The organism is Pseudomonas sp. ASL4 (assembly GCF_056680395.1).
The window spans coordinates 3974331-3987476 of sequence record NZ_CM155280.1 but is presented as its reverse complement, the minus strand read 5'-3'; the positions used below and the strand labels follow the sequence as shown (position 1 = coordinate 3987476).

The 13146-nt window shown below is 62.3% G+C and carries 9 protein-coding genes; all 9 read right to left on the bottom strand.

Translation table 11 applies throughout. The annotated features are described in order from the left end of the window. Window positions 1-47: 47 nt before the first annotated feature. A complete protein-coding gene (uvrA, locus tag AC1MEW_RS17965; RefSeq protein ID WP_480423056.1) occupies window positions 48-2675 on the bottom strand; it encodes an excinuclease ABC subunit UvrA in 2628 nt (875 codons plus the stop codon). A 53-nt stretch (window positions 2676-2728) separates the two neighbouring features. Further along, window positions 2729-4840 (bottom strand): hybrid sensor histidine kinase/response regulator, encoded by a 2112-nt coding sequence (locus AC1MEW_RS17960; protein ID WP_201256968.1) that lies wholly within the window; start codon window positions 4838-4840, stop codon window positions 2729-2731. A 405-nt stretch (window positions 4841-5245) separates the two neighbouring features. Beyond that, complete coding sequence (locus AC1MEW_RS17955) at window positions 5246-5905, bottom strand: DUF799 domain-containing protein (protein WP_480423055.1); 660 nt, start codon at window positions 5903-5905, stop codon at window positions 5246-5248. Continuing rightward, window positions 5902-6273, bottom strand: coding sequence for a DUF4810 domain-containing protein (locus tag AC1MEW_RS17950; protein ID WP_201203187.1), 372 nt, complete (start codon window positions 6271-6273; stop codon window positions 5902-5904). The genes AC1MEW_RS17955 and AC1MEW_RS17950 overlap by 4 nt, the downstream gene beginning before the upstream one ends. A 30-nt stretch (window positions 6274-6303) precedes the next feature. Continuing rightward, window positions 6304-6978, bottom strand: coding sequence for a CsgG/HfaB family protein (locus AC1MEW_RS17945; protein ID WP_480427276.1), 675 nt, complete (start codon window positions 6976-6978; stop codon window positions 6304-6306). A 333-nt stretch (window positions 6979-7311) separates the two neighbouring features. Then, window positions 7312-10410, bottom strand: coding sequence for an error-prone DNA polymerase (locus tag AC1MEW_RS17940; protein WP_480423054.1), 3099 nt, complete (start codon window positions 10408-10410; stop codon window positions 7312-7314). Continuing rightward, complete coding sequence (locus tag AC1MEW_RS17935) at window positions 10386-11801, bottom strand: Y-family DNA polymerase (protein WP_480423052.1); 1416 nt, start codon at window positions 11799-11801, stop codon at window positions 10386-10388. Before AC1MEW_RS17935 ends, AC1MEW_RS17940 begins: the two co-directional genes overlap by 25 nt. Before the next feature lie 7 nt (window positions 11802-11808). Next, window positions 11809-12426, bottom strand: coding sequence for a translesion DNA synthesis-associated protein ImuA (imuA, locus tag AC1MEW_RS17930; RefSeq protein WP_480423051.1), 618 nt, complete (start codon window positions 12424-12426; stop codon window positions 11809-11811). Beyond that, on the bottom strand, window positions 12426-13043 hold the full coding sequence (gene lexA, locus AC1MEW_RS17925) for a transcriptional repressor LexA (RefSeq protein WP_322268754.1): 618 nt from the start codon (window positions 13041-13043) through the stop codon (window positions 12426-12428). Before lexA ends, imuA begins: the two co-directional genes overlap by 1 nt. Window positions 13044-13146: the final 103 nt, after the last annotated feature.

Genomic DNA, 13146 nt, shown 5'->3' with positions numbered 1-13146 from the left:
CAGCCTTCGGCAACTCCTACTCGTTCCCACGCTCAGCGTGGGAACGATCATTGGGCGAGGACCTTGGCCAAAAACGGCGCCGTGCGGCTTTTCTTGTTTTTGGCGACGGTCTGCGGTGTGCCGGCCACCACGATCTTGCCGCCCTGATCCCCCGCTCCCGGCCCGATGTCGATCACCCAGTCACTCTGGGCGACCACGCGCATTTCATGCTCGACCACGATCACCGTGTGTCCTGCCTTCACCAGCGTATCGAGTTGTTCCAGCAATCGATCAACGTCCCGTGGGTGCAAACCGGTAGTCGGTTCGTCGAGCACGTACAGGGTCGCGCCGCGCTGGCTGCGTTGCAGCTCGGTGGCCAGTTTGATCCGCTGGGCTTCGCCGCCGGACAATTCGGTCGCCGGCTGACCAAGTCGCAGATAACCGAGACCGATATCCCGCAGCACTTCCAGCGAACGGCGAATGCCCGGTTGCTCGGCAAACACCATCACCGCCTCATCCACCGTCAGCTGCAACACCTGGGCGATACTCAGCCCTTGCCAGGTGATTGCCAGGGTCTGCGGGTTGTAGCGGGCACCGTGGCAGGTTGGGCATGGTGCATAGACGCTGGGCATAAACAGCAACTCGACACTGACGAACCCTTCGCCTTCGCACGTCGGGCAACGACCCTTGGCGACGTTGAAGGAAAACTGCCCGGCGTCATAGCCCTCAGCCTGCGCCTCAGGCGTGGCGGCGAACAGTTTGCGCACGTTGTCGAACAGTCCGGTGTAGGTCGCCAGGTTCGAGCGCGGCGTGCGGCCAATCGGTTTCTGGTCGACTTGCACCAGACGCTTGATCGACTCCAGCCCCGCCGTGACCTGACCACCGCTGACTTGTGGGGCGTCGTCCTCGAGACTCAGTTCTTCTGGCTCGCTGGCCCCTCGTCCCAGATGCGCGCCCACCAGTTCGAGCAACGCCTGGCTAACCAGGCTCGACTTGCCGGAACCCGAGACGCCAGTCACTGAAGTGAAGCAACCCAAGGGGAACTCGACACTGAGGTTGTTCAGGTTATTGCGGGTGATGCCTTCCAGTCGCAGCCAGTCCTTAGCCTTGCGAACAGCGCGCGGTGCCGTGACCTGTTCGGCGAACAGGTAAGCGCGGGTCTGGGAATCGCTGACGTGTTCCAGCCCTGAAGGATGCCCGCTGTAGAGGATGCGCCCGCCATGCTCGCCCGCCGCCGGCCCGACGTCGATCAGCCAGTCGGCGCGGCGCATGGTTTCCAGGTCATGTTCGACCACAAACAGCGTGTTGCCCGCTGCTTTCAAGCGTTGCAGGGCTTCGAACAGCGCTTCGCCATCCGCCGGGTGCAGGCCGGCGGACGGCTCATCAAGGACGTAGATCACGCCGAACAGTTGCGAACCCAACTGCGTCGCCAGGCGCAAACGTTGCAGTTCGCCGGACGACAGGGTGGGCGTGCTGCGTTCCAGCGCCAGGTAACCGAGGCCCAGATCGGTCAGGGTGCTAACCCGCTCCAGCAAGTCCTGAGCAATGCGCTGCGCCGCCAGGCGTTTCTCCACCGACAGATTTGGCGTGTGGCGCACGTCCGGGGCGTTGGCGTGGCCACTGGCGCCGTGGGCGACTCGCTGCTCACGGGCCTCGCGGGTCTGGCTGTGAGTCAACACTTCGCCCGGCTCATCGGCCTGTTCCAGATAAGTCTGCGCTGCCACCGGCTTCAGCACCTCGGCCACTTGCAGCAACGGCATTTGCGACAGCTCGCCGATGTCGTACCCGGCAAAGGTCACCGACAACGCTTCACGCTTGAGCCGTTTGCCGTCGCACAACGGGCACGGGCTGCCGAGCATGAATTGCGAAACGCGCTTCTTCATCAACGCGCTTTGGGAATGGCTGAAGGTGTGCAGGATGTAGCGCCGGGCGCCAGTGAAGGTGCCTTGGTAACTCGGTTCCATTTTGCGCTGGAGGGCGACTTTGGTTTCTTCCGGAGTCAGCCCGGCGTACACCGGCACGGTGGGGGCTTCTTCGGTGAAGAGAATCCAGTCGCGCTGTTTTTTCGGCAGTTTGCGCCAGGGAATGTCGACGTCGATGCCCATCGTTACCAGAATGTCCCGAAGGTTCTGTCCCTGCCAAGCCAGCGGCCAAGAGGCAATCGCCCGCTGGCGGATGGTCAGGCTCGGGTCCGGGACCATCAGCGCTTCGGTCACTTCATAAACCCGGCCCAGACCATGGCACTCGGGGCAGGCGCCTTGGGGCGTGTTTGGCGAAAAGTCCTCGGCGTAGAGCATCGGCTGCCCCGGCGGATAACTGCCAGCGCGGGAATAGAGCATGCGGATCAGGCTCGACAACGTCGTCACGCTGCCCACCGAAGACCGAGTGCTCGGCGTGCCCCGCTGTTGTTGCAGGGCCACGGCCGGCGGCAAGCCTTCGATGGAATCGACGTCCGGCACCCCGACTTGATCGATCAGGCGTCGGGCATAAGGCGCCACGGATTCGAAATAGCGTCGTTGCGCTTCGGCGTACAGGGTCGAAAACGCCAGGGACGATTTGCCCGAACCGGAGACGCCGGTGAACACCACCAAGGCATCGCGGGGAATGTCGACATCGACGTTCTTGAGGTTGTGCTCGCGGGCACCACGCACCCGAACCATGCTGGTGGGAAGGGTTGAAGTGCGCTTTGAAGTCATGAAGTCGCCTTAATTAAACAACTGAATAAACACCGATCCATGTGGGAGCGGGGTCAACCATTCAGGACCGTGCGCACCATCCGGGTCAGCGCTTGCGGCCCATACGGTTTGCTGAGCAGATGCGTATCAGGGCTCAGTTGGTGATTGCGCGAGATGATGTCCCTTGTGTGGCCAGAGGTAAACAACACCGCCACCGCCGGGTCCTGCACTTTGGCCCAGGCCGCCAGGTCCGAGCTTTTGATCAGGCCGGGCATGACCACGTCGGTGAAGATCAGGTCCACCGCCACGCCTTCCAACAACATCTGCATAGCCGTGTCGCCGTTGCTGGCGGTCAGCACCTGATAGCCTTCTTCGCGTAGCAACTCCACCGCAGAAATACGCACGGCTTCGTTGTCCTCGACCACCAGAATCGTTTCATGCCCGCCCCGTTGCTGTGGCACGTGCAGCGGCGTTTCATCGGGCAACGGTCGCAGGCTGCGCGGAAAATACAGCTGCACCCGAGTGCCCTCGCCAACCACGCTGTAAATTTCGATATGCCCGCCGCTCTGTTTGACGAAACCGAACACCATGCTCAACCCCAGGCCGGTGCCGTGGCCGTCAGCCTTGGTGGTGAAAAATGGCTCGAATGCCTGGGCCAGCACCTGAGGCGGCATGCCTGACCCGGCGTCGGTCACCGTCACTCGAAGGTAGTCACCGGCGACGATGCCCTTGTCCGTACAAAACCGGTAGTCCAGGACGATATTCTCGGCGTTCAGATCGATCGTGCCCTCGCCGTTCATGGCATCGCGGGCATTGATCGCCAGGTTGAGGATGGCGTTTTCCAGTTGGTTGCGGTCGACATGGACGCGCCAGGCGTCGTCGACCACCTGCATATTGATCTGGATGGTTTCCCCCAACGCCCGTTGCAACAACTCCCCCAGCCCTTCAAAAATCTGCCGTGGGTCGCACACGGCCGGCGACAATGGCTGGCGCCGGGCGAACGCGAGCAGTTGCGAAGACAGCTTGGCCCCGCGCTCGACCGCCGCAATCGAGGCACTGACCCGGCGCTGTACGTTGAGGTTGTCCGGTTCATGGCGGGCCAGCAAATGCAGGTTGCCGGCAATCACTTGCAGCAGGTTATTGAAGTCATGGGCAACGCCGCCGGTGAGGCCGCCAATCGCTTCCAGCTTCTGCGATTGGCGCAATTGCTCCTCGGCCGCCAGCCGCGCACCGACTTCGTCGGCCACCCGCTGCTCCAGATTGCGGGTGAACTTGAGCAAGGATTCTTCAGCAGTCTTGCGTTCGTGGATGTCGATCAACACCCCGGGAAAGCGGAACGGTTTGCCCTGCTCATTGAACTCGCAGCAGCCGCTGGCCAGCACCCACAGGTAACTGCCGTCCGGGCGCAGCACTCGATATTCGGCGTTGTAAGGCGCTCCGCTTTGCACGGCTTGATCGACCTGCTCCTGAACCCAACTGCGGTCGTCGGGATGAATGCGTGATTCGGCGATGCTCGATGGCAGGTCGGCCAGCTTATGCTCAGCGGGATAGGAAAACGTGCAGGCGAAGCGCTCGTCGCCGGACAACACGTTGGTTTCGATGTCCCAGACGAACGAGCCGAGCAAGGCCCCGGCATTGAGCGCCAGACGCACTCGCTCGTTGTCGGCGCGATAGGCGTACTCGGCTTCCTCGCGGCGGCGTTCGGAAATCACATGGGCGGTGGTCTCGACCACCATCGCCATGACCCCGGCAGGTCGCCCTTCATCATCGGCGACCGGGCTGTAATAGAGGTCCATCCAGACGTCTTCAGGCACGCCGTCGCGCAGCAATACCAACTCTTTATTGCGAAAGGACAACGTCCCGCCAGCCAGGCAGGTATCCAGCACATGGCGGTTGAAGTCGGCCACTTCCGGCCAGCCGAGTTCTACCGGCGTGCCCAGCAGATAAGGATGGCGGCCACCGGCGAAAATCGAGTAGGCGTCGTTGTAGATCATGTAGCCGAGCGGTCCCCAGAGCATCACCATCGGCAGTGGCGAAGCCAGCACCAACTGCACCGCACTGCTCAGGCTGCGTGGCCAATGATCGATGCTGCCCAGCTCGGTCTGGCCCCAGTCGAACGCACGAATCCGTCCGGCCATTTCACCGTTCCAGCCTGCACACCCGTGGCTATCAGATAGAAACTGCATCGGCTGACTTTGTGTCCTGTAGTGGCACCCGTTTGTTTCGAGCACGGTGGGCGCCAATGGTTTCATGGAGGTATAACTGATTCACGCATGCCAGGCTTTTGTGGCGAGGGAGCTTGCTCCCGCTCGGCTGCGAAGCAGTCGTAAACCAGACGCCACGGTGGAGACTGGCGTTGGGAGTGCTTCGCACTCCAGCGGGAGCAAGCTCCCTCGCCACAAGTGCAGGCTGGGCAGATATAGCTGCGAGCACTACACCTCAATCAAATGCTTAAGCGGATGGTAGCCAGTTTTCAGGGGGACGGCGATGTCGAGAAAGGACTTCTCGATGCGGGGAAGGAAAAGCTTCTAGCCCGTAGGCGAATGATCGTTCCAACGCGCAGCGTCGGAACGATCATGGTCGGGACAGTTTCAGTCAGTGCCGTATTTCGGCGAACGCGGTCCATACAGCAAACTTGCCGGGTGGCCGGCTGACAACAAGCGGTTGCTGGCGACGCCGGCAATCGGGTAACCGGCGTCGGTGGAGCTGTTGATGACCTGTTTCACCGCCGCCGTAATCAGCGCGCCAAGCAACCCGCCACCACTGTTGTTACCACCCTCTTCGCTCGACGCACGCGCCGCGCCCGTCCACAAGGTGGTACCCGTTTTCAGGTCCACCAGTTTTGCAGTGGCGGTGACTGCCGTTTCGCTGCTGATCACCATGTAGTGAGTGCCGTACTCGGTCACGGTGATGTAGAGCGCCGCGTCGGCACCGAAGATATTGCGCAACTTGTCGGCCGGGGCCTGGTGAATATCTGCCGGTGTGGTCAGGCCATTCTGGCGAAATGTTTCGTCGACCAGAGCGATCGGCAGCACGTAGTAACCCGCCTCCGCCAAGGGAAAGGTCACTTGGGACAGCATGCAGTAGGACGCCTTGACGTCCGGGGAATCGTTCAGCGGCGGCAGCACCAGAATGGTTTTCGGGCGGCTTTGCTTGTACGCAGAGTAGTCCACGGTCTTGGGGCTGACACAACCGCCGAGAACGGCCAGTGCCAGCAGACCAGCCATCAGTTTCAATGAGCACGAGATCATTTGACGTCTCCGGTTTTAGCGTTCTTGAGCAGAAAATCCATGTAGGTCCCCGACTCGGGAAACAACGTCTTCTCGGTTCGGAACTGCTGAACCATCTGATCATCCTTGCCCATGCTCAGGTACAACAGGCCCAGGTGGGCGTGGTAACCGGGTGGCGCTGTCTTGCCAGTCGAGGCGATTTTCTGCAAATCACGCTCCAGGGCTTCGGCCTGTGCTTCCTTCGGGGTTTCACCCTTGAAGTACTCGTAGACTTGCGGCTGGTAGCTTTCCCACTGGTAGAGGGTTTTCGGGCCGCTGTTGCAACCGGCCAGCAACGCGCTGCCGGACAGAGCCAATGCCATCAATGGCCACGACAGATACTTGTTCATGCGATTAGCGCTCCTTGTCATCGACCTTGATCAGTTGCCCGGTTTCCACGCACCGGAGTTCATGCCATCGACCAGGCGATTGATCGCCTCGCGCATGGCCAGGTCGAGCACTTTGCCGTTGAGTGTCGAATCGTAGGACGCCGTGCCGCCGAAACCGACGACTTCACGGTTGGACAAGGCGTATTCGCCCGCGCCCTGGGTCGAATAGACGACTTCCGAGGTGCTGATGTTGACGATGTTCAGGTTGACCTTGGCGTAAGCCACTTGGGTCTTGGCACGACCGAGAATGCCGAACAACTGCTGGTCGCCGGTTTCCTTGCGACCGAACTCGGTGACGTCGCCGGTGACCACGAAGTCAGCACCCTTGAGGCGCTGAGCCTGGCCCTTGATCGACGCTTCTTGCTGGATCTCGCCCATGTTGTCGCGGTCCAGCACGCTGAAGCGGTTGGTCTGCTGCAAGTGAGTAATCAGAATGGTCTTGGCCTGACCGCCGAGGCGATCTACGCCGTCGGAGAAGATCCCGCGCATGTAACTCGAGCGGTTATCAAACTTGCCCACCGCCATCGGTACGCGAACACCGGTCCAGGCCTGGCTGGCGCTTTCGACTTTTTCCACCGGCAAAGCCCGGGAGCTTTCGGTCGCACACCCGCTGACCGCGCTCAGTACGGCAATCGCTGCCCCTGATACCAACATCCGAGAGATCATTCTCACTGTGCATTCCTTCTGAAGTGCTGTTGATCCCGGCACGGCAATGGCCAACCGCTGCGGGTTGCAGCGACGAAAAAGCGATGGGGATAATAATCGACGTGTGGGACGTCGGCGGCGGGCATTATGCCAAAGTGCCACTATCTGTAACAGCATTTAAATATTTTTGGCGTCAGATCGTTGACCCTACGCTGACCTGTGGCGAGGGAGCTTGCTCCCGTTGGACTGCGCAGCAGTCCCCTTGTTTTTTGGGGCCGCTTCGCGACCCAACGGGAGCAAGCTCCCTCGCCACAGGTTACTCATCGCTCGGACTATTTCTTGAATATTGCCGGTTCAACGGAAATCCCGGCTGCGCACGCTGATGCCGTCGAGCAACGGGCTCAGGTCGCTCAGCCGTCCGGCAATCAGGTGCCGCACCTCACCTTCCCGCTCCCAACGGCCATCGACCTTGAGCAATTGCGAACCCACCAACACCTGGCGCTGCCGTTCGGCCAGGTCGCGCCAGACCACCACGTTGACATTGCCAAACTCGTCCTCAAGGGTGACGAAAGTCACGCCGCTGGCGGTGCCCGGTCGTTGGCGGCCGGTCACCAGTCCGGCGACGCTGACGGGCCGGCCATGCTCGACGTCGAGCAATTCCTTCGAGCTGCGGCAACGCCGGGCCTTCAACTCGGCGCGCAATAACGCCAGCGGATGCGGGCCGAGGGTGGTGCCAACCGCCGCGTAATCGGCCTGCAGGTCTTCGCCCACGGTGGGTTTGGGCAGCGACACCTCGGGCTCTTCCTGACGCGGCAACCCGGCGAACAACCCGAGTTGTTTCTGCACGCCCGCCACCTCCCAGCGCGCCCGATGGCGGTCACCGGCCAAACCGCGCAAGGCGCCGGCATCGGCCAATTGTTCCTGGGCGCGGGCATCGAGTTGCGCCCGTTCGCCCAGATCGGCGATGTCGGTAAATACACCCCTCGACCGTGCGCCCTCGATGCGTCGGGCATCGTCTTCGCGAAACCCCTTGATCATCCGCAAGCCCATGCGGATCGCCGGTTGCGCCCCGGTGATCGGTTCCAGGCTGCAATCCCAATCGCTGGCGCGCACGTCCACCGGGCGAATCTGCAAATGATGCCGGCGGGCGTCCTGCAGAATCTGGTCCGGGCTGTAGAAGCCCATCGGCCAACTGTTGATCAGCGCACAGGCGAAGGCTGCCGGTTCGTGGCATTTGAGCCAGCAACTGGCGTAAGTCAGCAAGGCGAAACTGGCGGCGTGGGATTCGGGGAAACCGTAGCTGCCGAAGCCTTTGATCTGCTCGAAGATCTGCGCGGCGAATTCTGCTGTGTAACCGTTTTTCTTCATCCCGGCGGCCAGACGCTCCTTGTGCGGTTCCAGCCCGCCGTGACGTTTCCAGGCGGCCATGGAACGGCGCAACTGATCGGCCTCGCCGGGGCTGTAGTCGGCGGCGACGATGGCGATCTGCATCACCTGCTCTTGGAACAGCGGCACGCCAAGGGTGCGCTTGAGCACTGTTTCCAGTTCCGGGGAGGGATAGACCTCGGGTTCTTCCTTGTTTCGACGGCGCAGGTACGGATGCACCATGCCGCCCTGAATCGGCCCCGGACGGACAATCGCCACCTCGATCACCAGGTCATAGAAATTCACCGGTTTGAGCCGGGGCAACATCGACATCTGCGCCCGGGACTCGATCTGGAACACACCGATGGTGTCCGCACGGCCAATCATTTCGTAGGTCGGCACGTCTTCGGACGGAATCGTCGCCAGGCTCAGGTCAAGGTTGCGGTGACGGCGCAGCAGATCGAAACATCGGCGAATCGCGCTGAGCATGCCCAGCGCAAGGATATCGACCTTGAGCAAGCCGACCGCGTCTAGGTCGTCCTTGTCCCACTGGATGATCGTGCGCTCGGCCATGGCGGCGTTTTCCACCGGCACCAGGCTGTCCAGCGGCTGCTCGGAAATCACGAAACCGCCAGGGTGTTGGGACAGGTGCCGGGGGAAGCCGATCAACTGCCCGGTCAGGCTCAAGACCCGATGCAACACCGGGCTCTCGGGGTCAAAGCCGCCTTCAAGCAGGCGCTCGACCGGCGGGGTCTTGTCACTCCAGTGGCCACAGCAATCGGCCAGCGCATTGACCTGATCCGGCGGCAGGCCCAACGCCTTGGCCACATCGCGCACCGCGCCGGCCGCATGGTAAGTGCTGACCACCGCCGTCAGTGCGGCGCGGGTGCGACCATAGCGCTTAAACACGTACTGCAAGACTTCTTCGCGGCGTTCGTGCTCGAAATCCACGTCGATGTCTGGAGGCTCGTTGCGCTCCTTGGAGAGAAAGCGTTCGAACAGCAGCGTGGTGCGATCCGGATCGATTTCCGTGATCCCCAAGGCATAACACACCGCCGAGTTGGCCGCCGAACCCCGCCCCTGGCAGAGAATTTTTTGCTCGCGGGCGAAGCGCACGATGTCATGCACCGTCAGAAAATAGCTTTCGTAGCCCAACTCGGCGATCAGCTCCAGTTCCTTATCGATCTGAATCAGCACTTCGGCTTTCGGCGCTTTTTCCCAGCGCCACTGGATACCTTCTTCGGTCAAATGACGCAGCCAGGAAGTCGCTGTTTGACCTTCCGGCACCAGCTCCCGAGGGTATTGATAACGCAACTGGCCGAGGTCGAAAGTGCAGCGCCGGGCGATGACCAGCGTTTCATCGAGCAACGCTGGCGGGTAGATCGATTGCAGTGCATCGAGGCTGCGCAGATGCCGCTCGCCATTGGGGTGCAGGCGCAACCCGGCGGCGGCCACCGGCAGGTGATGGCGGATCGCGGTCATGGTGTCCTGCAATGCCCGCCGGCCACGGGCGTGCATGTGCACATCGCCGCTCGCTACAGCCGGGATTCGCAGTTCCCTCGCCAACGTCAGTAACGCGTTTAATCGCCGGGTATCGTCCTGCCCGCAATGCAACTGGACCGCCAACCACAGGCGTTCGGCGAAGACCTGTTTGAGCCAATGACCGCTTTGAAAATCATCCACCGCGTCCGGTACCCATAACGCCAACAACCCCGGCAACGGTTCGCTGAAGTCCTCGCGCAGCACTTGGTACTGGCCTTTTTGCGTGCGACGCCGGGCGCGGGTGATCAGCCGGCACAACGTTTGATAGCCCTCGAGGTTTTCCACCAGCAGCACCAGTTTCGGCCCGTCTTCGATGCGTATTTCGCTGCCGATGATCAGCGGCAGTTCCACAGACTTGGCCGCTTGCCAGGCGCGGACGATGCCGGCCAAGGTGCATTCATCAGTGATCGCCAGCGCCTGATAACCCTGTTGCTTCGCCCGTTGAAACAACTCCAGAGCACTGGACGCCCCACGCTGGAAACTGAAGTTCGACAGGCAATGCAGTTCGGCATACTCGACGCTCATGCAAACCAGCCTTGCAGCCACAACGGGCCGCCCTCGCCCACCACTCGGTAGGCCCAGCCCTGTTGGCCGGCGCGGGTCTGGATCAGGTAATAATCGCGGCGCACATCGGCGCCATCCCACCAGCCGGACTCGATGCGTTCCGGTCCCATGAGAATCCGCGCCGAACCCTCGTGCACCGCCAATGGTTCGGTCAGCAGCCAGCCCGGCCGTTGCACCCCCGGCAGCCCGCCGCAGAATTGATTGTCGACTGTGGTCTGCCATGCACATTCGGGGCGGTGATCGGCCTGAAAGCGCAAACCCTGCACCGCTTCATCGCCGAGCCGTGCCCGCAGGCGTTCGCGCAGTTGCTCCCAGGGCAAGGACTGCTGCGGACGGTCGTCGAACAGTTCCTGGCGTTGGGGCACGAAGCTCGGCAGGTCTTCGGCGCGCAGGCGAAAACCGCGTACCGGGGCCTCGACCTGCACCTGTTCCAGTCGGCCACGGGCCAGTTCAAAGAGCATCGCCGGATCGCGCTCGGCGCTGAGCAGCCCGACCTTGATCAGCGTGTCCGGCAACCCGGCGTGTTCCAGGTGCAAGTCGAAACGCTGCACGCCGCTGTCTCGGCCACAGAGGAACGCCGACAGATCACCCGTCAGCCGGCGCAATGGAAACAGCAGCGCCTGATGAGACTGCACATCGAAGTTGAGCTCAATGCGCACATCGAAGCGGTCCGGCGGCAGGTAGAACGCCAGGGCCAGGTGCCGCAAACCGAGCAACGCGTCCAGATGCTTGAGCACCTGAGCCTCGAAACGCCGGGCCAGGGTATGCCTAGGCAGCGCTTGCACTTGGCTCAAGGTGCGCAGGCCCATACGTGATAACGCTGTGGACACCGTCGGCTCCAGGGCGATGCGGTCCACGGGTAATTGCCCCAGGTGATAGCGCAAGGCTTGATCGTCCGGCACCACCAAGCCGTCATAAACGTTGGCCAGCACCCGCGCCGCCACCGGGTTGGGTGCGGCGACAATCCGGTGGCGAAAGCCCAGTTCGGTGAGTTCGGTGCGCAAGCGTGCTTCGAACTGCGGCCAGGCACCGAACAGACCCAGGCTCGATTCGATTTCAAACACCACGGCGCGGGGGTAATGCACGCTGACCTGGGAACTGAAGCGATAGGCCCAAGCGGCGAGAAACTGCTGCCAGTGTTCTATCTCGGCGGCATCGTATTCAGCCGTGACAAAGCCTTTGCTCAAGGCTTGGGCGGCGGCCATGGATTGGCCGGGGCGCAAGCCGAGCGCCCGGGCCGGGCCATTGACCGCTTGCAACGCGCGGCGCTGGGCCGGGCCGGTCAGCAGCGCCAACGGCTCATCGGGATCGGGGCGTTGACGCAGGACCGCGTCCAGCGCCAGTTGCGGAAAAAGAATGCAGACCCAGCGCATGGCAACCTCAATGTCCCATGGCAAAGGCAATCGGCGCCGTACGGGCCAGTCCGCCCCGACACTTCAATACCCGCAACTGCGCAGGCTTGGCGTCGATGGCAATGCGCAGGGCCGCCGGCGAAGGATTGACTGCTTCGGCCATCGAGCGATAGGCAAACGCCAGGGTCGAGCCGGTTTCCGCCGCCACCTGCAAACGCCGCAGCGCCCGGTCATCGGCCTTGCGTGGCCAACAGAGCACCGCGCCGCAACTGCCGGAACGCAGGCATTGCTCCGCCGCCCACAGCGCATCGCGCTCGCTGGCCTGGATGATCGATAACTGGCGCAGATCGATCCCGGCGTTCTGCCAGGCCTGAGGGTACGGCACATACGGCGGCGCGATCAGCACGATGCGCTCGCCCGCCGCCGACAACCGCGCCAGCGCTGGCCACACCAGTTGCAACTCGCCGACGCCCTGCCCGGCCAACAGGATTTCGGTCAACGCCGCTTCCGGCCAGCCCCCGGTCGGCAGCGCCGCATCCAGCGCGGCATGCCCGGTGGGTTGCGGGCTGACGGCCGGGGGCGCAGGTCGGCCCTTCCAGACCTGGCCGCCATTGAACAGCGTATCCAGCGCAACGACGGCGCCCATCACCCTTGCCTCACCAGACCGCAGAACACCCCTTCGATAGCCAGGTCCTGATCGGCTTCGACAATGATCGGTTTATAGGCTGGGTTGCGCGGCAGCAACCGCACCGTGTCGCCGATCCGTTCGAAGCGTTTGATGGTGACTTCGCCGTCGAGCCGCGCCACCACGATCTGGCCGTTGAGCGCCTCCGGGTTGCGATGCACGCCCACCAGATCGCCGTCGAGAATACCGTCCTCGATCATCGAGTCGCCCTGGACCCGCAGCATGTAGTCCGGTACCCGGGAGAAGATCGACGGGTCGAACAGCAAACGGCTGTGTACCTCGGCATCCGCGCCAATCGGCGCCCCCGCCGCCACCCGACCGAGCACCGGGATCTCCAGTAGTTCGGGCCGCGCCGGTTGCCCGAGCAAACGAATGCCCCGGGCCTGATGCGGGTTGACCTCGATAAAACCGGCTTCGGTCAGCGCCAGCACATGCTTGCGCGCCACGCTGCGAGAGGCAAAACCAAAGGCCTCGCTGATTTCAGCGAGGCTCGGGGACTGACCGTGCTCCGCGATTCGATCACGGATAAAAGTCAGGATGGCGGTACGGCGGGGAGTGAGAGTCGTCATGGAGTACATTTGTACTCTTTCCGGGTTTTCCTGACAACAACCGTCAATCCGGTAGGCGCTGTCGAGAGAAACGAGGCTGCGATCTTTTGACCTTGCTCTTTAAAAACAACAT